At 69.2% G+C, this 20,171-nt stretch carries 19 protein-coding genes; 15 read left to right on the plus strand and 4 right to left on the minus strand.

Annotated elements, in window-relative coordinates; translation table 11 throughout:
* Positions 1-27 precede the first annotated feature (27 nt).
* The gene (locus ACUTAG_RS28585) at positions 28-711 is read right to left on the minus strand and encodes a DUF502 domain-containing protein (protein ID WP_148319322.1); all 684 of its coding nucleotides are present in this window, start codon (positions 709-711) and stop codon (positions 28-30) included.
* 124 nt (positions 712-835) lie between these two features.
* Entirely contained in the window at positions 836-1,303 is a 468-nt protein-coding gene (locus tag ACUTAG_RS28590) for a winged helix-turn-helix transcriptional regulator (RefSeq protein WP_026383576.1), read from the minus strand.
* 135 nt (positions 1,304-1,438) lie between these two features.
* On the opposite strand from ACUTAG_RS28590, the gene ACUTAG_RS28595 reads away from it, so the two are divergent.
* From ACUTAG_RS28595 to ACUTAG_RS28615, 5 genes are all read left to right on the plus strand, one after another.
* Positions 1,439-2,740: a D-amino acid dehydrogenase gene (locus ACUTAG_RS28595; protein ID WP_446650419.1), complete on the plus strand. Its 1,302-nt coding sequence runs from the start codon at positions 1,439-1,441 to the stop codon at positions 2,738-2,740.
* A gap of 182 nt (positions 2,741-2,922) precedes the next feature.
* Positions 2,923-4,050: a metallophosphoesterase family protein gene (locus ACUTAG_RS28600; RefSeq protein WP_148319324.1), complete on the plus strand. Its 1,128-nt coding sequence runs from the start codon at positions 2,923-2,925 to the stop codon at positions 4,048-4,050.
* Complete coding sequence (locus ACUTAG_RS28605; RefSeq protein ID WP_148319325.1) at positions 4,047-6,674, plus strand: AAA family ATPase; 2,628 nt, start codon at positions 4,047-4,049, stop codon at positions 6,672-6,674. Before ACUTAG_RS28600 ends, ACUTAG_RS28605 begins: the two co-directional genes overlap by 4 nt.
* Positions 6,675-6,733: 59 nt before the next feature.
* Complete coding sequence (locus tag ACUTAG_RS28610; RefSeq protein WP_024068709.1) at positions 6,734-6,946, plus strand: hypothetical protein; 213 nt, start codon at positions 6,734-6,736, stop codon at positions 6,944-6,946.
* 165 nt (positions 6,947-7,111) lie between these two features.
* Positions 7,112-7,984, plus strand: a complete 873-nt coding sequence (locus tag ACUTAG_RS28615; RefSeq protein ID WP_148319327.1) for a DMT family transporter — start codon at positions 7,112-7,114, stop codon at positions 7,982-7,984.
* Between the two features lie 12 nt (positions 7,985-7,996).
* On the opposite strand, the gene ACUTAG_RS28620 is transcribed toward ACUTAG_RS28615, so the two are convergent.
* The gene (locus ACUTAG_RS28620) at positions 7,997-8,878 is read right to left on the minus strand and encodes a hypothetical protein (protein ID WP_026383573.1); all 882 of its coding nucleotides are present in this window, start codon (positions 8,876-8,878) and stop codon (positions 7,997-7,999) included.
* Positions 8,879-9,381: 503 nt separating this feature from the next.
* The gene (locus ACUTAG_RS28625; protein WP_020927456.1) at positions 9,382-10,368 is read right to left on the minus strand and encodes a Bug family tripartite tricarboxylate transporter substrate binding protein; all 987 of its coding nucleotides are present in this window, start codon (positions 10,366-10,368) and stop codon (positions 9,382-9,384) included.
* Between the two features lie 550 nt (positions 10,369-10,918).
* Here ACUTAG_RS28625 and ACUTAG_RS28630 point away from each other — a divergent pair.
* The 10 genes from ACUTAG_RS28630 to ACUTAG_RS28675 all read left to right on the plus strand — a co-directional run bounded on the left by ACUTAG_RS28630 (position 10,919) and on the right by ACUTAG_RS28675 (position 20,139).
* Positions 10,919-13,834 carry a monovalent cation/H+ antiporter subunit A gene (locus ACUTAG_RS28630; RefSeq protein ID WP_054444936.1) on the plus strand — a complete coding sequence of 972 codons (2,916 nt, stop codon included), beginning with the start codon at positions 10,919-10,921 and terminating at the stop codon, positions 13,832-13,834.
* Positions 13,834-14,178 (plus strand): Na+/H+ antiporter subunit C, encoded by a 345-nt coding sequence (locus ACUTAG_RS28635; RefSeq protein ID WP_006227452.1) that lies wholly within the window; start codon positions 13,834-13,836, stop codon positions 14,176-14,178. The genes ACUTAG_RS28630 and ACUTAG_RS28635 overlap by 1 nt, the downstream gene beginning before the upstream one ends.
* Entirely contained in the window at positions 14,175-15,806 is a 1,632-nt protein-coding gene (locus tag ACUTAG_RS28640; protein WP_006388134.1) for a monovalent cation/H+ antiporter subunit D, read from the plus strand. The genes ACUTAG_RS28635 and ACUTAG_RS28640 overlap by 4 nt, the downstream gene beginning before the upstream one ends.
* On the plus strand, positions 15,806-16,288 hold the full coding sequence (locus ACUTAG_RS28645) for a Na+/H+ antiporter subunit E (RefSeq protein WP_006388135.1): 483 nt from the start codon (positions 15,806-15,808) through the stop codon (positions 16,286-16,288). Before ACUTAG_RS28640 ends, ACUTAG_RS28645 begins: the two co-directional genes overlap by 1 nt.
* Complete coding sequence (locus ACUTAG_RS28650; protein ID WP_020927460.1) at positions 16,285-16,566, plus strand: K+/H+ antiporter subunit F; 282 nt, start codon at positions 16,285-16,287, stop codon at positions 16,564-16,566. The genes ACUTAG_RS28645 and ACUTAG_RS28650 overlap by 4 nt, the downstream gene beginning before the upstream one ends.
* Complete coding sequence (gene mnhG / locus ACUTAG_RS28655) at positions 16,563-16,901, plus strand: monovalent cation/H(+) antiporter subunit G (RefSeq protein WP_006388137.1); 339 nt, start codon at positions 16,563-16,565, stop codon at positions 16,899-16,901. Before ACUTAG_RS28650 ends, mnhG begins: the two co-directional genes overlap by 4 nt.
* Before the next feature lie 231 nt (positions 16,902-17,132).
* Positions 17,133-17,630, plus strand: a complete 498-nt coding sequence (locus ACUTAG_RS28660) for a hypothetical protein (protein ID WP_024068714.1) — start codon at positions 17,133-17,135, stop codon at positions 17,628-17,630.
* 112 nt (positions 17,631-17,742) lie between these two features.
* The gene (locus tag ACUTAG_RS28665; RefSeq protein ID WP_024068715.1) at positions 17,743-18,591 is read left to right on the plus strand and encodes an HAD family hydrolase; all 849 of its coding nucleotides are present in this window, start codon (positions 17,743-17,745) and stop codon (positions 18,589-18,591) included.
* A gap of 10 nt (positions 18,592-18,601) precedes the next feature.
* Positions 18,602-19,093 carry a tRNA adenosine(34) deaminase TadA gene (gene tadA, locus ACUTAG_RS28670; protein ID WP_006388140.1) on the plus strand — a complete coding sequence of 164 codons (492 nt, stop codon included), beginning with the start codon at positions 18,602-18,604 and terminating at the stop codon, positions 19,091-19,093.
* On the plus strand, positions 19,090-20,139 hold the full coding sequence (locus ACUTAG_RS28675) for an LD-carboxypeptidase (RefSeq protein WP_107316582.1): 1,050 nt from the start codon (positions 19,090-19,092) through the stop codon (positions 20,137-20,139). Before tadA ends, ACUTAG_RS28675 begins: the two co-directional genes overlap by 4 nt.
* Positions 20,140-20,171: the final 32 nt, after the last annotated feature.

Genomic DNA, 20,171 nt, shown 5'->3' on the forward strand with positions numbered 1-20,171 from the left:
ACGGGCGTTGAATGAGGAGCGGGCGGTTCAGGCCTGGCCGCCGGGGACATTGCCGCCGGCGGGCGGAGCCGGCGGGGCGGGCGGCATCGGCGGCACGTCGGCCGGCGCCATGGGGCGGCCGCTGGGGGTTTCGGCGCGCGCCATCCAGGCGATCAGCGACGAGCGCATGGCTTCCTCGACCGACATCTGGATCGGCTGCACCCATTCCTGCGGCACGAACACGGTGTAGCCCCCGATCATATAGCCCATCGGCAGGTACACGGCCACGCGCTCGCCTTGCGTGAAGCCTTCCGGCAGGCCTTCCAGGTTGCGGCGCGTCACCAGGCCGACCAGCTCCAACTGCTGGCCCGGCACGCGCAGGATCACCACCTGCTGGGCGGTGGCCTTGGAACTGGGCGAAAAGTAGTCGGCGAAGCTCTTGAGCGACGAATAGATGCTCTTGACCACCGGCAGGTTGGTGAAAGGCATTTCCAGCAACGCTATCACGCGCTTGACGCGCTCCTTGGACACCAGGTAGCCGATCGCCAGGATGCCGAGGATGCCCAGCAGCAGGCCCAGGCCGGGGAAGTAGAAGCCGCCGATGAACGGGCGCAGGAAGGTCAGCGCCACCGCCTCGGTCCAGGCCAGGAAGATGTAGAGCAGGTAGATCGTCAACGCCAGGGGCAGGACGGTGATCAATCCGCGGAAGAAGTACTTGTAGAGACGGGTCATAGAGTCATGGGGCAAAGAAATCGGGGTCAGGTCATCGGGACCGGGGCGGGCGCCGGGCGCGGACAGGGAGGGCCGCAGCATAGCAGCAGGTGGCGCGCCTGCCGGTAACAAGACGCGGGAATTGCTACCGGTCGACGGGCAGGTACAGCGTCTCCTTGATCTCCTCCATCACCACATAGCTGCGGGATTCGGCCGACGCGGGCAGGCGCTTGAGGATTTCGCCAAGAAGGCGGCGGTATTCATTCATTTCGGTCAGGCGGGCCTTGACCAGGTAGTCGAAATCGCCCGACACCAGGTGGCATTCCATGACCTCGGGCACGTACAGCAGTTCTTTCTTGACTTTGTCGAACACGTCGCCCGACTTGGCCGAGAGCTTGATCTCCAGGAACACCAGCAGGTTCTTGCCGAGCGCCGCCGGATTGACGCGCGCATGGTAACCGGAGATCACGCCTTCGCGTTCCATGCGCTTGATCCGGTCGGAGCAGGGCGTGGCCGACAGGCTGACACGCTCGGCCAGTTCGGTCACGGAAATACGGCCTTCGCGCTGCAGGATATCCAGGATTTTCAGGTCGATACGATCAAGGTCGCGCATTTCACTTCGGACGGGTAAAAAAACAGGGTTGGCCGGGAAAAAGCACTGCCTAATGAAAATCTTCAGTGATTTTCACTGTCATGAGGCTCATAGACTACCGAAATTCCTGACCAAATCCAAACTTCGGAAAGAATCATGCACGTCATCGTCCTCGGCAGCGGCGTCATCGGCACCACCACCGCCTATTATCTGGCCCGCCAGGGGGCCAAAGTGACGGTGCTGGACCGCCAGCCCGGCGCCGCCCAGGAGACCAGCTACGCCAACGCGGGCCAGGTGTCGCCGGGGTATTCCACGCCCTGGGCCGCGCCCGGCATTCCGCTCAAGGCCATCAAGTGGCTGTTCAAGAAGCACGCGCCGCTGGCGATCCGCCTGGACGGCGGCCTGTACCAGCTGAAGTGGATGGCGGCGATGCTGGCCAACTGTTCGGCCGAGCGCTACGCGGTCAACAAGGAACGCATGCTGCGCCTGGCCGAGTACAGCCGCGATTGCCTGCGCGAGCTGCGCGCCGACACCGGCATCCATTATGAAGAGCGCGCCCGCGGCACGCTGCAGCTGTTCCGCACCGAGGCGCAGATGGAAGCCGCGCGCCGCGACATCGCGGTGCTGGAAGAGGTCGGCGTGCCCTACGAGCTGCTGGACCGCAACCGCCTGGTCACCGCCGAGCCGGCGCTGGCGCGTTCCCTGCACAAACTGGCCGGCGGCCTGCGCCTGCCGAACGACGAAACCGGCGACTGCCGCCTGTTCACCACCCGCCTGGCCGAAATGGCCGCGGCGCTGGGCGTGGAGTTCCGCTACAACCAGTCCGTCACCGGCCTGAACACCGCCGGCGGCCAGGTGACCGGCGTGCGCGTCGGCAATGAGGTCCTGACGGCCGACCGCTACGTCGCCGCCTTCGGCAGCTACACCCGCGGCTTCCTGGAGCCGCTCGGCCTGGACCTGCCGGTGTACCCGGTCAAGGGCTACTCGCTGACCATCCCCATGAAGGACGAGGCCGCCGCGCCGGTCTCCACCATCCTGGACGAAACCTACAAGATCGCCGTCACGCGCTTCGACGACCGCATCCGCGTCGGCGGCATGGCCGAGCTGTCGGGCTTCGACCTGCGCCTGAAGGACGCGCGCCGCAAGACGCTGGAGCTGGTGGTCAATGACCTGTTCCCGGGCAGTGGCGACGTGGCCCGCGCCGAGTTCTGGACCGGCCTGCGCCCGATGACGCCGGACAGCACGCCCGTGGTCGGCCCTACCCGCTACGGCAACCTGTTCCTGAACACCGGCCACGGCACGCTGGGGTGGACCATGGCCTGCGGTTCCGGCAAGCTGGTGGCCGACCAGGTCCTGGGCCAGCGTCCGCAGATCCGCACCGACGGCCTGGCGCTGTCGCGCTACGATCGCCACGCCCCGGCCGAACGGCCGCTGGTGCTGGGCGGCAAGGGCGCCTGAGTCCGGCCCGATCCCCGCACGCGTTTCCTTCGGCGCCGGCCAAAAGCCGGCGTCTCGACGGCCCGCCCGGCGCACAATGCCGGCCGGGCCGTTGTTCGCTCCGGGCGCGGGCGGATGCTTTTGCGACAGCTTGCGGCCTGCCGATGTTCCTGGCGGCCGCCGCCGGCCTCTACAATCCCCGCATGACCCATTTCCTGCACACCGCCGATTGGCAGATCGGCCGCCAGTACGGCCAGTTCGAAACCGATGACGCCGCCTTGCTGGCCGAGGCCCGCTTCGATGCCGTGGCGCGCATCGCCGCGCTGGCCGCCGAGCGCCAGGTCGACGCGGTGCTGGTGGCCGGCGACGTGTTCGATACGCAGGGCGTGTCCGACCGTACCATCCGCCGCCTGTTCGCGGCGCTGGCCGCCTATGCCGGCCCCTGGGTCATGATCGCCGGCAACCACGACGCGGCGCTGGCCGACAGCGTCTGGAGCCGCGCCGCGCAACTGGGCTGCATTCCGCCCAATGTGCGGGTGCCGCCGCGCCCTGGCGTGGTCGACCTGGCGGCGCAGAACCTCGCGGTGCTGGCCGCGCCGCTGACCCAGCGCCATACCTACGACGACGTCACCCAGGCCTTCGACGCCATGGAGTCCGAGCCGGGTCGCATCCGCGTAGGCCTGGCCCATGGCAGCGTGGCCGGGCGCCTGCCCGACACCATCGACGCCACCAACCCCATCGCTCCCGATCGCGCCAGCCGCGCGCGGCTGGACTACCTGGCCTTGGGCGACTGGCACGGCTGCCTGTCCATCGACGAACGCACCTGGTACGCCGGCACGCCCGAACAGGACCGCTTTCGCGGCAACGAACCCGGCTACGTGCTGGACGTGCGCATCGCCGCGCCCGGCGCCACGCCGCAGGTCGAGCGCGTGGCCACCGGCAAGTACCGCTGGTCGGCCTGGACCGAAACGCTGAGCCTGCCGACCGACGCCCAGGCGCTGGCCGAGCGCCTGGCGGCGCTGCGCGCCGAGGACGTGCTGCGGCTGGAGCTGCAGGGCCACGTCAACGTGCCGACCTGGGAGGCGCTGCAACGCGCCGTGGACCAGGCCGCGGCGCAGGCGAGGGCGGTGCTGCCGGACTTTTCCGGCCTGCTGCTCGAACCCGATGACGCCGACCTGGCGCAACTGGGCGCCAGCGGCTACGTCGGCGAAGTGGCGGCGCAATTGCAGGCCATGCAGGCCGATCCCGAGCAGGCGGCGGTGGCCGGCGAGGCCTTGCGGCTGCTGCTGCGCTTCCAACGCGAAGGCGCCGCCGCGGGAGGCGCGCAATGAAGCTCACGCGCATCGCCCTGGAAGAATTCCGCAAGTTCCGCCAGCCCCTGGTGCTGGATGGCCTGCAGGATGGCCTGAACCTGTTCGTCGGTCCCAACGAGGCCGGCAAGAGCACCGTGGCCGCGGCCATCCGCGCCGCGTTCCTGGAACGCTACAGCACCCGCACCGTGTCCGACCTGGCGCCGCGCGGCGAGAGCGGCGCCCGTCCCGGCGTCGAGCTGGCGTTCAGCCATGACGGCCATGATTACCAACTGAAGAAGCACTTTCTGTCGCGCGCCCGCTGCGAGCTGCTGATCGACAACGGCGCGCAACGGCTGGAGGGCGAGGAAGCCGAGAACACGCTGGCCGCATTGCTGGGCTTCGAACTGGCCGCGCGCGGCCAGAGCAAGCCCGACCTGGCCGGCGTGCCGGGCCTGCTGTGGATCCAGCAGGGCGACGGCCAGAACCTGCAGGCCGCCGCGGGCCATGCCGGTGGCCATTTGCGCGAGGCCCTGACGCAGTTGTCCGGCGAGCTGGCCTCCGGCGACGGCGACCGGCTCTATGAACGCGTGGCCGCCGAGCGTGCCAGCTTGCTGGATGCGCGCAACGGCCGCCCCAAGGGCATCTACAAGGACGCCGAGGACGCGCTCGCCGCCGCCCAGGCCGAGCGCGACCAATGCGCCCAGGCCAAGGCCCAGCTCGACGCCGACGTCGACCGGCTGGCGGCGCTGCGCGCCGAGCATGCGCGCGCCGAGGCCGACCAACCCTGGAAGGATCTCGAGGCGCGCGCGGCCGAGGCGCGCGCCCGGCTCGCGGCCGTGGCCAAGGAACGCGAAGCCTTCGAAGGGCTGCAGCGCGAGCAGCGCCAGGCCGCGCAGACCCTTGCGGTGCTGCAGGAGCAGGTGCGCCGCGACCAGCAGGACGAAATCGAACTGCAGGCCCTGGTGGCGCAGGCGCAGGCCGCCCGCGCCGCCGTCCAGGAGGCGCAGGAGCCGCTGGCCCGCGCCCGGCGGCTCCGGGATACGCACGTTGCCGCCGCCGAGCAGGCGCGCCAGCGGGTCGCGGCGGTGCAGGCGGTGGCCGACCGGCGCGATCTGCAGCAGCAACTCGACCAGCTGGCGCGCGACATCGAACGCCTGGACGGCGCGCTGGAAGAAGCCAGCCGCCTGATCGAGCAGGGCTCGACGTTGAAGGCCGAAGCGGTGCGCATCGAAATCGCCGACGCCGATATCCAGGCCCTGCGCAAGAGCGAGCGCGCGCTGGGCGACCTGCAACTGCGCCAGCAGGCCATTGCCACGCGCCTGTCCTATGCGTTCGACGCGGGCCGCGAGGCCCGGCTGGACGGCGCCGCGCTGGCCGGCAACGGCGAGTTGCTGCTGACTGCCGCGGCCGAACTGGAATTGCCCGGCCTGGGGCGTTTGCGCATCGAACCGGGCGGCCAGGACCTGCCGGCGCTCAAGCGCGAACTGGCGCAGATGCAGGCCGCCAGCGCCGCCTTGTTGTCGCGCCTGGGCGTGGCCCACGCGGCCGAGGCCGAGGAACGCCACGCGCGCGGCATCGCCTTGCAGCGCGAGCTGGACGCCATGCGCAAGACGCTGGCGATCCACGCGCCCAAGGGCGTGGACGCGCTGCGCGGCCAGCGCAACGAAGCGCAGGCGCGGCGCGCGCAACTGGCCGAACGGCTGGCACTGCTGCCCCCGGCGGAAGAGGCCGACGACGTCGATCCGCCGGCCGCGCGCCAGGCGTTGCGCGATGCCGAAGCCAGCGCCGCGCAAGCCGAGCAGGCCCTGGCGGCGGTCCAGCGCGCCCTGGATGCCGACGGCGCCCGCGCCCAACTGCTCGAAACCCAGGCCGCCGCGCGCGGCGCCGACCTGGAATCGCCCGAACGCGCGGCTCAGCGCCAGGATCGTGCCGGCCGCCTGGCCGAGGCCCGCAGCGGCCACGACCTGCTCGAACAACGCCTGCATCAGGCGCAGGCCGCGCTGGAAGCGCTGCGCCCCGAATTGCTGGAGCAGGACGCGCAACGCTACGAGAAATCCGCCGCCATCGAACGCGACGCCCAGCACAGACGCCACAGCGAGATCCAGCAACTGCTGGGCAAGCTGGAGCAGGCCGGCGCGCAAGGCCTGGGCGAACGATTGTCCGAAGCCGAGGCCGCCTGCGAACGCCTGCAGCGCCGCCGCGATGAGTTCCAGCGCCGCGCGCAGGCGCTTGAGCTGCTGTCCACCTTGCTGGCCGGCAAACGCGACGCCGCCACCCAGCGCCTGCAGGCGCCGCTGGCCCGCCGTCTGAGCCACTACCTGGCGCTGCTGTTCCCCGAATCGGCGCTGCGCCTGGACGAAGCGCTGTTGCCTGCCGCCCTGCAGCGTGCCGGCGGCGAGGACCCGCTGGACGCGCTCAGCTTCGGCACGCGCGAGCAATTGGGCATCCTGGCGCGCTTTGCCTACGCCGACCTGCTGCGCGAGGCCGGGCGCCCGACGCTGCTGTTGCTGGACGACGCCCTGGTGCACACCGACGACGGCCGCCGCGACCTGATGAAGCGCGCGCTGTTCGATGCCGCCACGCGCCACCAGATCCTGATGTTCACCTGCCATGGCGAGGCCTGGCGCGACCTGGGCGTCGAGCAGCGTCGCATCGGCGCTTGACGCCTGGGCGCCGCGCCGGTAGGCTACGCGGGTTCATCACCGAACCCGACGCGTTTCACATGCCCGACTTCACGCCATCCGCCGAATCCGCCTTCGCTGCCCGCGCAGCCGGCGCCGGCCTGCGCGCGAGCCTGCGGCATGGCGTGTCCTCTCCCGTGGTTTCTCCTGTCGTCTCGACGGTCGTATCGCCGCCGGCTGCTCCGCCGCCGCCGTGCGATGTCGTCGCCGGCGTCGTGGGCGCCTATCCGCCCGTGGCCGCCGTCGTCGGCTGACCGCCGCACACCTCCCGCTCCCGCTTTATCGCCTGGATCCGCCGCGCTGATGCGCCGACGCGTTTGCGTCCGCCCGCCGCGCGTCCATGCCTGATTCGTTCCGCGCTTCGCAAGATGCGCGCACGCCGCGGGAGCCTGTTCCATATTCGACAGGTAGAAATTCTCATGTCTTCAAATCGCAATGCGTGGGCCGCCTACGGCTCCACCTCCTTGTTCGTGCTGCTGTGGAGCGGCGGCGCGATCTTCGCCAAATGGGGCCTGGCGCATGCCTCGGCCTTCGGCTTCCTGCTGCTGCGCTTCATTCTGGCCCTGGCGGTGTTGCTGCTGATCTGCGCGGGGCGGCGGCGCTGGCTGCCCGCGCCGGGCACGCGCGGTATCGTCGCGCTGACCGGGCTGCTGCTCATCGGCAGCTATTCCATCTGCTATCTGCTGGCGCTGGATCATGGCATCACGCCGGGCGTGCTGGCCACGCTGCTGGGGGCGCAACCCATCCTGACCCTGGCCCTGCTGGAGCGCCGCTTTCCGCCCATGCGGCTGGCGGGCCTGCTGCTGGCCCTGTGCGGGTTGGCGATGGTGATGTTCCAGAGCATCGGCATGGCGCGTTTCTCGGTGGCCGGCATGGCCTTCGCATTCGCGGCGCTGGCCAGCATGACGGTCGGCGCCATCCTGCAAAAGCGCGTGCGCCAAGCGCCGATGGACGTGATGCCGCTGCAGTACGTGGTGAGCCTGGCGCTGTGCCTGCTGTTCGTGCCGTTCCAGCCGCTGCATGCGGATTGGAGCGTGGGCTTCATCCTGCCGCTGCTGTGGATGGGCCTGGTGATCTCGGTCGGCGCGACGCTGTTGTTCTACCGCATGATCCAGTCCGGCAACCTGGTCAACGTCACCAGCCTGTTCTACCTGGTGCCGGCGGGCACCGCGGCGCTGGATTACCTGGTGCTCGGCAACCGGCTGTCGCTGCTGAGCCTGGGCGGCATGGCGGGAATCCTGCTGGGTTTGATGCTGGTGCTGCGCGCGCCGGCCGCGCAGCCTGGGAGCTGATATTCCCCCGCGCTACGCGTGCGCGGTTTCTTCCTGGCCGGCCCAGTGGCCGCTGACCAGTTGCGCCGGGCGCTCGCGCGCCTGGACCCGGGCGCAGACCGCCCAGGCGTCCAGGCGCACATTCAGGCCGGCATAGACGCCATGGCCGTCGCCCGCTTGGATGCAGCCATCGGCATGCACGCCTTCGCCGGCGCGGATCGAGCCGTCGGCGCGGATGTCTTCGCCTGCGATCAGGCCCCAGCCCGCGGCCAGGTGGCCGCCGCAGGCAATGGTGGCGCCCGCCTGGATGCCGCAGGCGGCATCGATGTCCTTGGCGGCCTGGACGCCGCCGCCGGCCTTGATTCCCTGGCCGCATTTGAGGGCGCCTTGCACCTGCACGTCCTGCCCGGCCCGAAGGTGGCCGGTCACGGCCAGGTCCTGGCCGGCGCAGATGTCCCATTTGGCGCGCACGTTGCCGCGGCAGTCCAGCAGGGTGGCGACCTCGATGCCCCATTCGGCGGAAACGTCGCCGCCCGCGCGCAGGTCGCCGGCGCTGGCGATGTTGGCGCCGGCGGTGATGTTCTCGCCCGCAACGATGGATTCCCCGGCGCGAATGCCGCCGCCGGTGATGATGCTGCGGCCGGCGCGCACCACGCTGTCGACGTTGATGCCCATGCGCACCTCCAGCGTGCCGGCAAAGACGATGGCCTGCGCGTCGAGCGTGTCCAGCTTCAGCACTGCGTCGGTCGGCCCGAACTGGTCCAGCAGCCAGCAGGCGTCGCCCACGCGCCCGTCGGCCACCAGGGCATCGAGGACGGCCTGGTAGTCCCCCTGTCCGTTGTGGTCCCGCAGGAACCATTTGTAGCCTCCCGCGCAGGGATTCTTGGCTTTGACGAATTTCTTGGTGAGTTGCATGGCTCGGTGGCGATCAAGGCGTGGCGCCGCCCGCCGGACGAAGCCGGCGCGCGGACGAAACATGTGGCGAAAACCGCCCGGCCATTCGGCGAGGCGGTTGCGGCGGCCGGCCTGGCGCCTGGCGGTGCGCACGGCATGGGGACGTGCGGACGTGCTGGCGGCCGGCGGCGGCCGGTACGGACGAGACGGAAGGGAGGGGAAGCGGCGCTTAGCCGGGCTTGGAACGCGCGTAGGCGGAACGCGCAGCGACTTCCTGCGAGCTCAACAGGGTCGAGCGCAGGGCGCAAAGGACGCAGGCGGCGTCGGAGAGGCGGGAAAAATCGGTTCGCACGGGCGAAATGGTAGCAGAGCCCGCGCCCGCCATCCGCCGATGTGTCGCGGGCGCCTCGTCCGAATGGTCCGAATCCGCTGATCCGGCCGCCACGCTGCCAGCCTGCGGCGCGGGGGGAGCGGCGGACAGGGAGCCTGCCCGCCGGCTACGCGGCAATGCCTTGCGGCAAGCCTCAGTTGCTCGACTGGATGTTGCGTTCCTTGGCGATGCGCTGGCGCAGTTCCAGTTCACGCTTGATCTGGGCGGCGTATTCGGCCGGCGTGTTGCCGTCGACCAACGAGCCGCCGTCGGCCAGGCGTTGCGCGATCTTGGGATCCTTCAGCGCCTTGACGGTGGCATCGTGGATGCGGTCGATCACCGCCTGGGGCGTGCCGGCGGGCGCGACCAGGCCGTACCAGGCCATATTGTCCATTTCCGGCAGGCCGCCTTCGGCGAAGGTCGGCACGTCCGGCAGGGCGGGCAGGCGCTTGGGCGCGGCAATGGCCAGGGCGCGCAGCTTGCCGGCCTGGATGTGCGGCATGGACGAGGGCAGGTTGTCGAACTGGGCGTTGACCTGGCCGGCGATCACGTCGTTCAGGGCCGGGCCCGAACCGCGATAGGGTACGTGCACCATGTCGGTCTGGGTCAGCGACTTGAACAGTTCGCCGTCCAGGTGGCCGATGCCGCCGGCGCCCGACGAGGCGTAGCTGTACTTGCCGGGGTTGGCCTTGAGCAGGGCGACGAACTCCGCCACCGACTTGGCCGGCACCGCGGGATTGACGGTCAGCACGTTGGGCACATTCACCATATTGGTGATGGGCGCGAAGTCCTTGAGCGGGTTGTAGGGGGTCTTGGGATTGGTGGCGGGGTTGGTGGCCATGGTGCTGACGGTGGCCACGCCCAGGGTGTAGCCGTCCGGTGTGGAGCGCGCCAGCGCGTCGGCGCCGATCGAGCCGCCGCCGCCGCCGCGGTTTTCCACCACCACGGCCTGGCCGAGTTCACGGCCCAGGCCTTCGGCCACCACGCGGGCGACGATGTCGGTGGTGCCGCCGGCCGCGAACGGCACGATCAGGCGGATGGGTTTGTTCGGGTAGGCGTCAGCGGCTTGCGCGGCGCCGCTGAGACAGAGGCCGGCGAGGGCGATGGCCAGGGCGGCCTTGGCTTGGGACAGCACGGTCAAGAGTCTTCTCCATATTATTGAATCCGAGCCGGCCGGCTTCGTGGCCGGCGTCGGTGAAGCGCGCCGGACGCGGATGCGGGCCTGGCCGACGCTTCGTGGGCGCCATTCCACACAGTTACACCACCCCGGTCAATCGGGATTCCCCCTGCATCGCATGGGGTATTTGATGCCGCGCAGAAAAGGCCCTGATCGGCGAAGTTGTGGCTAAAAAACGTATGCTGACAATAACTTGAACGAAAACGGGGGCATCATGGATGCGTAATGATTGCGCATCGAACATGTCGTCATCCCCTCGGTACGTGCATAAATCTCTGCATAACTTACAAGAATCTGATATTTTTCGGATGAGATTCTTGGCCGGTCTTGCAAGAAAGCTATTGCGTTTGTTTCTGTCTGCGCCGTTCAATGGGGCGTTGGTTGAAGTCCCCGCGGGGCAACGTGTAGTGCAGCGACGCACCGGGCCAGGGTTCCGTCCGTTTTTCAATCCCCGGTTCGTTTCGTCTCTCGCTGCCGCGCTGGCGGGAGGGGGCCCGGACATTCTCGGAACGCCATGTCGCTGATACTGATCCTCGCTCTGCCGTTTGCCGGCAGCCTGTGCGCCGCGCTGCTGCCTTCCAACGCCCGCAATGCCGAGGCCTGGTTGGCGGGCATCATCGCGCTGGTGTGCGTGGTTCTGGTCGCCAGCCTGTATCCGCAGGTGGCCGATGGCGGCGTGATCCGCGCCGACATGCCCTGGGCGCCCGCGCTGGGGCTGCAATTCACCCTGCGCATGGACGGCTACGCCTGGCTGTTCGCGCTGATCGTCTCGGGCATGGGCGCGCTGGTGGTGCTGTACGCGCGCTATTACATGTCGCCGGAAGACCCGGTGCCGCGCTTTTTCTCGTTCTTCCAGGCCTTCATGGCCGCCATGCTCGGCGTGGTGCTGTCGGGCAACCTGATCCAGCTGGTCATGTTCTGGGAAATGACCAGCCTGGCCTCGTTCATGCTGATCGCCTATTGGCATCACCGCCTCGATGCCCGCCGCGGCGCGCGCATGGCGCTGACGGTGACCGGCGCCGGGGGGCTGTGCCTGCTGGCCGGGGTGCTGATCCTGGGGCACATCGTCGGCAGCTACGACATGGACCGGGTGCTGGCCGCCGGCGACCTGGTGCGCGCCGACCCCTGGTATCCCGCCGTGCTGGTGCTGGTGGCGCTGGGGGCGCTGACCAAGAGCGCGCAGTTCCCGTTCCACTTCTGGCTGCCCAATGCCATGGCGGCGCCCACGCCGGTGTCGGCCTACCTGCATTCGGCCACCATGGTGAAGGCCGGCGTGTTCCTGCTGGCGCGCTTCTGGCCGGTGCTGGCGGGCACCGACGAATGGTTCTGGATCATCGGCGGCGCCGGCCTGATCACCCTGGTGCTGGGCGGCTATGCCGCCATCTTCCAGCAGGACATGAAAGGCGTGCTGGCGTACTCGACCATCAGCCACCTGGGCCTGATCACCTTGCTGCTGGGGCTGAACAGCTCGCTGGCGCTGGTGGCGGCGGTGTTCCACATGGTCAACCACGCCACCTTCAAGGCCTCGCTGTTCATGGCGGCGGGCATCGTCGACCACGAAACCGGCACGCGCGACCTGAGCCGCCTGTCGGGGCTGTACAAGGCCATGCCGATCACGGCCACGCTGGCCATGGTGGCCGCCGCCTCGATGGCGGGCGTGCCGCTGCTCAACGGCTTCATCTCCAAGGAAATGTTCTTCGCCGAGACCACCTTCGTCAGCGGCGACTGGATAACGCGCACCGGCCTGCCGCTGGCGGCCACGGTGGCGGGGGCTTTCAGCGTGGCCTATTCGCTGCGCTTCATCCTGCAGGTGTTCTTCGGCCCGCCAGCCACCGACCTGCCGCGCGCCCCGCACGAGCCGCCCGGCTGGATGCTTGTGCCCAGCGGCCTGCTGGTGCTGATGTGCCTGGTGGTGGGCATCCTGCCGGGCGTGACCCTGGGCCCGTTCCTGGCCACGGCGGCGCGCAGCATCCTTGGCGCCAACATGCCCGAATACAGCCTGGCCGTGTGGCACGGCGTCAACCTGCCGCTGGTGATGAGCTTCGTGGCCATGACCGCGGGCGTGATCCTGTACCTGGCGCTGCGCGCGCACCAGCGCGCCAATCCGGGCCGGGTGCCGTTCATCTACCGCCTGGATGGCCGCCGCTCGTTCGAGGCGCTGCTGGACGGTTCCAGCGTCGCGGCCGCCTGGTTGCTGCGCTGGCTGGCTTCGTCGCGCCTGCAGGTGCAGATGGTGCTGATCGTGCTGGGCACGCTGTTCGTGGCCTGGCTGCCGCTGCGCGCGGGCGGCTGGCTGGACGGCACCGGCCGCGCGGCCCCGGTGGACCCGGCGTTCGCCCTGTTGTGGCTGGTGGGCTGCGTGTGCGCCGTGGCGGCCGCCTACCAGGCCAAGTACCACCGCCTGGCGTCGCTGGCGCTGGCCGGCGGCGCGGGCCTGGTGACCTGTCTCACGTTCGTCTGGTTCTCGGCGCCCGACCTGGCGCTGACGCAACTGTCGGTCGAAGTGGTGACCGTGGTGCTGTTGCTGCTGGGCCTGCGCTGGCTGCCGCGCCGCATCGCGCAGGACGAGGACGAAGGCCTGGGCGCGACGCTGCGGGCTCGTGGCCGCCGCCTGCGCGACCTGCTGCTGGCCACCGCCGCCGGCACCGGCATGGCGGCGCTGGCCTATGCCGTGCTGGTGCGGCCGCAGGGCGAGACCATCTCCTCGTATTTCGTCGACCGCGCGCTGCCCGATGGCGGCGGCACCAACGTGGTCAACGTGATCCTGGTGGACTTCCGCGGCTTCGATACCTTTGGCGAGATCACCGTGCTGGGCATCGTGGCGCTGACGGTCTATGCGCTGCTGCGCCGCTTCCGCCCGGCGCCCGAGAGCGCCGACCTGCCGCGCCAGCAGATCGATCAGGACGGCCCGGTGCCGGCCGCGCCCGACATCAAGTCGGTGGTGCCGACCGGCCCGATGATGGTGCCCACGGTGCTGGTGCGCCTGCTGCTGCCGACCGCGGCGCTGATCTCGGTGTATTTCCTGCTGCGCGGCCATAACCAGCCGGGCGGCGGCTTCGTCGGCGGCCTGATCTTCGCCACCGCCGTGATCCTGCAATACATGGTGGGCGGGGTCTACTGGGTCGAGTCGCGCAGCCGCCTGAACCCGCAGAACTGGATCGGCATCGGACTGCTGTTCGCCGGAACGGCGGCGGTGGCCGCCTGGCTGGCCTACAAGCCGTTCCTGGCCGCGCTGGCCTGGGACATCGCCTTGCCGCTGGTGGGCCACGTGCACCTGTCCAGCGTGCTGCTGTTCGACCTGGGCGTCTACATGCTGGTGGTCGGATCCACCGTGCTGGTGCTGGTGGCGCTGGCTCACCAATCGCTGCGCGCGCAACGCAAGGCAGCCGCCGAAAGCCAGGCGGCCGCCGCACAAACGGGGGAAGCCTGATGGAATTGATTTACGCCGTCGCGATCGGCGTCCTGGCGGGCTCGGGGGTCTGGCTGCTGCTGCGGCCGCGTACCTTCCAGTTCATCATGGGCCTGTCGCTGGTCTCCTACGCGGTCAACCTGTTCATCTTCGGCATGGGCCGCCTGACCTCGGGCCGTCCGCCGGTGGTGGACCCGGCCATGGCCCATGATCCTTCCTGGTATGCCGATCCGCTGCCCCAGGCGCTGGTGCTGACGGCCATCGTGATCGGCTTTGCCACCACCGCGCTGTTCCTGGTGGTGCTGCTGGCTTCGCGCGGCTTGACGGGCACCGACCACGTCGATGGACGGGAGTCCCAATCTTGAGTTTCTGGCTGCAACACCTTCCCATCCTGCCCATCATCACGCCGCTGCTGGCCGGCGCCGTGATGCTGTTGCTGGCCGACACCAGCCGCTACGCGCGTGGCGCCATCGCCATGGTGTCGACGCTGGCGCAACTGGCCGCCGCCATTGCGTTGCTGGCGGTCGCCGGCGGCGTCGTGCCGGGCGTCTGGCCGGACGGCGTCGGCGTCTACCTGGTGGGCGACTGGCCCGCGCCGTTCGGCATCGTGCTGGTGGTGGACCGCCTGGCCGCGGTCATGCTGACCCTGACCGCGGTGCTGGGCCTGGCCACGCTGACCTACGCGCTGGCGCGCTGGGACCGCGCCGGGGTGCACTTCCATTCGCTGTTCCAGTTCCTGCTGATGGGCCTGAACGGCGCCTTCCTGACGGGCGACCTGTTCAACCTGTTCGTGTTCTTCGAAGTGCTGCTGGCCGCGTCCTATGGGCTGCTGCTGCACGGCTCGGGCGTGGCGCGCGTCAGCGCCGGCCTGCAGTACATCGCCGTCAACCTGGTGGCCTCGTTCCTGCTGCTGATCAGCATCGCGCTGATCTATGGCGTGAGCGGCACGCTCAACATGGCCGACCTGGCGCTGCGCGCCGGCAACCTGACCGGTTCGGACCGCATGCTGTTCGAGGCTGGCGCCGCCATCCTCGGCGTGGCCTTCCTGGTGAAGGCGGGGGCGTGGCCGTTGAACTTCTGGCTGGTCAAGGGCTACGGCTCGGCCGGCGCGCCGATCGCGGCCATGTTCTCGATCATGACCAAGGTCGGCATCTACGCGCTGCTGCGCATTGGTTCGCTGCTGCTGCCCAGCGGCGCGCCGGCCGCGTTCAGCCTGGACTGGATGTTCGCGGCCGGCCTGGCCACGCTGCTGTTCGGCGGCCTGGGCCTGCTGGCCACGCAGCAGCTCGAGAAGATGGTGGGGTATTGCGTCATCGTCTCGGCCGGCACGCTGCTGACGGCGCTGGGCATGCCGGGGGTGACGCTGACCGGCCCGGCGCTGTTCTACCTGATCAGCTCGGTGCTGACCACGGGCGCTTTCTTCCTGCTGGCCGAGCTGATCGAGCGCACCCGCAGCTTCGGCGCCAACGTGCTGGCGGTGACGCTGGACGCCTTCGACCTGGACGACCCGACCTCGGTGAATCGTTCCGACGACGTGGTCGGCGTCGCCATCCCGGCAGCCATGGCTTTCCTGGGGCTGGCATTCATCTGTTGCGCCTTGCTGGTGACCGGGCTGCCGCCGCTGTCGGGCTTCGTAGCCAAGTTCTCGCTGCTGTCGGCGGCGGTTTCCGCCGCCAATGAATCGGCGCCGCCGATGGACGCGTGGATCCTGGTGGCGGCGGTGCTGGTGTCCGGCCTGGCGGGCCTGATCGGCCTGGGCCGCACCGGCATCCGCGTGTTCTGGGCCAGCGACGACCGCAGCACGCCGCGCCTGCGAGTTATCGAAGCCGGGCCGGTGGCCGTCCTGCTGCTGCTGTGCGTGGGCCTGGCGGCGGGCGCGGGCCCGGTGTCGGCCTACCTGGACGACGCCGCGCGTTCGCTGGACCAGCCCAAGAGCTACATCGATGCCGTCATGTCCGCGCAGACGGTGCGCGCCGCGCAAGGAGGCAGCTGATGCGCCGTCTGTATTTCCTCTTCCTGCCGGTGTTCCTGTTCGTCCTGTGGCTGGTGCTGAACGAAAGCCTCTCGGCCGGCCAGATCGCGCTGGGCGTGGCGCTGGCCCTGTGGTTCACCTGGGCCGCGTCGCGCCTGCGTCCGCTGCACGCCAAGCCGCGGCGACTGTGGAAGGCGATTCCGCTGTTCCTGCACGTGACCGCGGACATCATCAAGTCCAACGTCGCGGTCGCCAAGCTCATCCTGAACCCGCGGCCCAACGATTTTTCGCCCGGGTTCATCAAGATCCCCCTGACCATGCGCGACCCGCACGGCCTGGCCATGCTGGCCTGCATCGTCACCTACACGCCCGGCACCGTCTGGGTCGAACTGACCGACGACCACCGTCTCAAGCTGCACGTGCTCGACCTGCAGAACGAGGAAGACTGGGTGCGCCTGGTGCAGGACCGCTATGAGCGCCCCTTGATGGAGATATTCGAATGAACGCCATACTGTATTGGGCGGCGTCCTTTGCCCTGGTGTGCTTTGCGCTGGGCATGGTGTTCGCCACCGTCCGCCTGTTGCGCGGCCCCACCGCGCAGGACCGCGTGCTGGCGCTGGACACGCTCTACATCAACGGCATGCTGACCATGCTGGTGTTCGGCATCCGTTCGGGCACGCCGGTGTACTTCGACATCGCGCTGCTGATCGCGCTGTTCGGCTTCGTGGGGTCCACGGCCATGGCGCGCTTCCTGTTGCGCGGCGAGGTGATCGAGCCATGATCGAAACCCTTCCCCTGTGGGCCAGCATTCCGGCCAGCATCCTGCTGGTGCTGGGCGGCCTGCTGGCGCTGACCGGCTCGGCCGGCCTGCTGCGCTTTCGCACTTTCTACGCCCGCATCCATGCGCCGACGCTGGGCAACACCATGGGCTGCGGCTGCGTGCTGGCCGCGTCGATCCTGGTGTTTTCGGCGCTGTCGTCGCGGCCGGTGTTTCATGAAGTGATCATTACACTGCTGCTGATCGTCTCGTCGCCGGTGACGGCGATGCTGCTGATGCGCGCGGCGGTATACCGTAACCGTTTGACCAAGGCCGACGCCGATCTGGACGCGCGCTAGGCGGGCGGGGGCGGAGCAGGGCACGCAAAGGGACGGAACGGAAAAATCCGGCGTCGGGTTGCGCGGGCGCAATGGATATTGCGTCGCAGCATCGGAAACTTCAGCTTACGATTGCACGTTGCTGGACATGTCCCCGTCGTCCCATCGTGGGATAGTTGTATCAAGCAGACGGCGCCGGCCCACGAAGCCGCGTCGTCCCGGGTTCAATCCTCTTTCTCCAAGGAGCTGGCCATGAATGTACGTCCCATGCACACCAAACGCCTTGCGGCATCCCTTTGCGCGGCAGGCCTGATGCTGGCCGCGGGAGCGGCGCAGGCGGCCGACCCGATCGGCCGCGCCGGCATCCAGGCGCAATACGAACAGGATGTGGCGGCTTGCAAGAACGGCAGCACCGGGCAGGAACGCACCGCCTGCATGCGCGAGGCGGGCGCCGCCCGCCAGGAAGCCAATCGCCAGCACCTGAGCGATGGCAGCACCGACCAGCACCAGCAGAACATGGTGGAACGCTGCAACCGCCTGCCGGCCGACTCGCGCCAGGACTGCATCACGCAGATGACTTCGCCGACCCAGGTGCGCGGCAGCGTGCAGGGCGGTGGCGTGCTGCGTGAAACCGTGATCCAGGTGCCCGCTGGCACCGCCGGCACGGTGCCGCCCGCGCCGCCGGCCGCGGCGCCCGGCATGGCGCCCGCCCCGGGCATGGCGCCGCCGCCGGCGCCGATGCGCCAGTAACGGCGCTCGAAGGGCCAGGGGAGGGCGTCATGCCCTTTCCCCGCGCCCCTGGGGCCCGGCCGCCGCCACAATCAGGCAAAATGGCGGCTGTCGCCCTTACTCACGCATATCCATGTCCGACGTCATCGCCCTGATTTTCGATTTCGACGACACGCTGGCCTCGGACAGCACGTCCGGTTTCCTGGAAAGCATCGGGGTGGACACGGCGTCCTTCTGGAAAGACCAGGTCGACCCCCTGCTGTCCAGGCAGGACTGGGATCCCGTTCCGGCCTACCTCTACCAGATGATCCAGCTCTCGCGCGAGGGCAGGCATGGCCTCATCACGCAGCAGCGCCTGCAGGACTGGGGCGCGCGGCTCGAACTGCACGACGGCGTGTCCACGCTGTTCCAGCGCCTGCGCGCCGCGGTGCGGGCCGAGCAGCCGCAGGTGCAGCTGGAGTTCTACCTGATCTCCAGCGGCATCGGCGACGTGGTCCGCTCCACGCCCATCGCCCACGAGTTCACCGAGATCTGGGCCTCCGAATTCACCTATGGCGCCGACGGCGGCATCGAGTTTCCGCGCCGCATCGTCAGCTTCACCGACAAGACGCGCTATCTGTTCCACATCCAGAAGGGCATCATCGGCCGCGATTTCCGCAACAAGCCGTTCGAGGTCAACCGCAAGGTGCCCGAAGACCGCCTGCGGGTGCCGTTCGACCAGATGGTGTTCGTCGGCGACGGCTACACCGACATCCCGTGCTTCTCGCTCATCCGCCGCGCCGGCGGCTTCGCCTTCGGCGTGTGGGATCCGAAGCACCGCGACAAGCGCAGCCGCGCCTGGGGCTTCATCGAGGAAGGCCGGGTATCGAACCTGAACCAGGCGCGCTACGACGAGAACGCCGAGCTTTACCAGTGGCTGGAAGAGGCCGTGACCAGCCTGGCCGGGCGCATCGCGCTCAAGTCGCGGGTGTACCGTGGTTGAGCCGCTCGCCATGGCGGCCACGCCGCCCTGGACCGCGCAGGATGCCGATTTCATGACGCTGGCGCTGGACGAGGCGCGGGCGGCCTATGACATCGGCGAGGTGCCGGTGGGCGCGCTGGTGGTCTCGGCCCAGGGCGACATCCTGGGGCGCGGCTACAACCGCACCATCATCGACCACGACCCCACCGCGCATGCCGAGATCGTCGCGCTGCGCGGCGCCGCGCGCGCGCTGGAAAACTACCGCCTGCCGGGCATCACCGTGTACGTCACGCTGGAACCCTGCGTCATGTGTATCGGCGCCATGCTGCACGCGCGCCTGGCGCGGGTGGTGTTCGGCGCCTACGATCCCAAGACCGGCGCCTGCGGCAGCGTGCTGGACGTGGGCTCGGTGCCCAGACTCAATCATCACACTTCAGTCACCGGCGGCGTGCTGGCGGAACCCTGCGGCGAGCTGCTGCGCCGGTTCTTCCGCGAACGCCGCGCCAAGGAATCCATCGCATGAGCAACACCCGAGGCGCCAAGGCGCGCGCCGCCAAGGCGGCCGCCGCCCCGGCGCATGACCACGCCAGCCACGATCACGACCACGAATGCGGCGAGGACTGCGGCCACGACCACAGCCACGACCACGAGCCGGGCCACGTCCACGGCTTCCCGGACGCCCGCGGCATCTACCTGATCTCGCCGTCGTCCGCCGTGCGCGACCCGCGGACGGTGGAGCTGGCGCGCGAGCGCCTGGCCGCGCAGGGCTTCAAGACCGCGCTGGACCGCACCGCGCTGGCCGAGCACCAGCGCTTTGCCGGCACCGACGCGCAGCGCCTGGCCAGCCTGACGCGCGCCGCCAAGCAGAAGCTGCCGATCGTCATGGTCACGCGCGGCGGCTACGGCATGGGCCGGCTGCTGCACGCGATCGACTGGAAGGCCATGGCCGACAGCGGCAAGCGCTTCGTCGGCATGAGCGACTTCACCGCCTTCAACCTGGCGTTGCTGGCGCAGACCGGCGCGGTCAGCTACACCGGCGCCACCGCCATCTACGACTTCGGCGGCAAGAAGGTCGACGACCTGACCGAAGCGCTGTTCGGCGAAGTCATGCGCGGCGAACTGGAAATCCTCAGCTTCGAGACCCAGGACGCTGACCCGGTCGATTGCCGCGGCATCCTGTGGGGCGGCAACCTGGCGATGTTGACCTCGCTGGTGGGCACCCCCTACATGCCGAAGGTGCGCGGCGGCATCCTGTTCCTGGAAGACGTGGCCGAGCATCCCTACCGCATCGAGCGCATGCTGATACAGCTTTGGCAGGCCGGCATCCTGGGCAGGCAGAAGGCCATCGTGCTGGGGCGCTTCTCCGACTACAAGCTGGCGCCGCACGACAAGGGCTACGACCTGCACGAAGTGGTGGCCTGGCTGCGCAAGACGGTCAAGGTGCCGGTGGTGACCGGCCTGCCGTACGGTCACGTGGCCACCAAGGCGACGCTGCCGATCGGCCAGAAAGTCGGCATCGCCACCGAAAAGGGCCTGGCCCACCTGGTGCTGGACGAACACCATCACTGAGGCCCCGGCCCGCCTGGTTTTTTCGACCGCCC

This window comes from Achromobacter sp. CSND-B12 (assembly GCF_052906545.1).

What these genes read in the sequence shown, in the direction of transcription:
- tadA (WP_006388140.1), top strand. Translation starts at nt 18,602, where the DNA reads ATGGCGGCCACGCCGCCCTGGACCGCGCAGGATGCCGATTTCATGACG.
- ACUTAG_RS28645 (WP_006388135.1), top strand. Translation starts at nt 15,806, where the DNA reads ATGCGCCGTCTGTATTTCCTCTTCCTGCCGGTGTTCCTGTTCGTCCTG.
- ACUTAG_RS28615 (WP_148319327.1), top strand. Translation starts at nt 7,112, where the DNA reads ATGTCTTCAAATCGCAATGCGTGGGCCGCCTACGGCTCCACCTCCTTG.
- ACUTAG_RS28660 (WP_024068714.1), top strand. Translation starts at nt 17,133, where the DNA reads ATGAATGTACGTCCCATGCACACCAAACGCCTTGCGGCATCCCTTTGC.
- ACUTAG_RS28600 (WP_148319324.1), top strand. Translation starts at nt 2,923, where the DNA reads ATGACCCATTTCCTGCACACCGCCGATTGGCAGATCGGCCGCCAGTAC.
- ACUTAG_RS28675 (WP_107316582.1), top strand. Translation starts at nt 19,090, where the DNA reads ATGAGCAACACCCGAGGCGCCAAGGCGCGCGCCGCCAAGGCGGCCGCC.
- ACUTAG_RS28635 (WP_006227452.1), top strand. Translation starts at nt 13,834, where the DNA reads ATGGAATTGATTTACGCCGTCGCGATCGGCGTCCTGGCGGGCTCGGGG.
- ACUTAG_RS28610 (WP_024068709.1), top strand. Translation starts at nt 6,734, where the DNA reads ATGCCCGACTTCACGCCATCCGCCGAATCCGCCTTCGCTGCCCGCGCA.
- ACUTAG_RS28585 (WP_148319322.1), bottom strand. Translation starts at nt 711, where the DNA reads ATGACCCGTCTCTACAAGTACTTCTTCCGCGGATTGATCACCGTCCTG.
- ACUTAG_RS28630 (WP_054444936.1), top strand. Translation starts at nt 10,919, where the DNA reads ATGTCGCTGATACTGATCCTCGCTCTGCCGTTTGCCGGCAGCCTGTGC.
- ACUTAG_RS28595 (WP_446650419.1), top strand. Translation starts at nt 1,439, where the DNA reads ATGCACGTCATCGTCCTCGGCAGCGGCGTCATCGGCACCACCACCGCC.
- ACUTAG_RS28620 (WP_026383573.1), bottom strand. Translation starts at nt 8,878, where the DNA reads ATGCAACTCACCAAGAAATTCGTCAAAGCCAAGAATCCCTGCGCGGGA.
- mnhG (WP_006388137.1), top strand. Translation starts at nt 16,563, where the DNA reads ATGATCGAAACCCTTCCCCTGTGGGCCAGCATTCCGGCCAGCATCCTG.
- ACUTAG_RS28590 (WP_026383576.1), bottom strand. Translation starts at nt 1,303, where the DNA reads ATGCGCGACCTTGATCGTATCGACCTGAAAATCCTGGATATCCTGCAG.
- ACUTAG_RS28605 (WP_148319325.1), top strand. Translation starts at nt 4,047, where the DNA reads ATGAAGCTCACGCGCATCGCCCTGGAAGAATTCCGCAAGTTCCGCCAG.
- ACUTAG_RS28665 (WP_024068715.1), top strand. Translation starts at nt 17,743, where the DNA reads ATGTCCGACGTCATCGCCCTGATTTTCGATTTCGACGACACGCTGGCC.
- ACUTAG_RS28650 (WP_020927460.1), top strand. Translation starts at nt 16,285, where the DNA reads ATGAACGCCATACTGTATTGGGCGGCGTCCTTTGCCCTGGTGTGCTTT.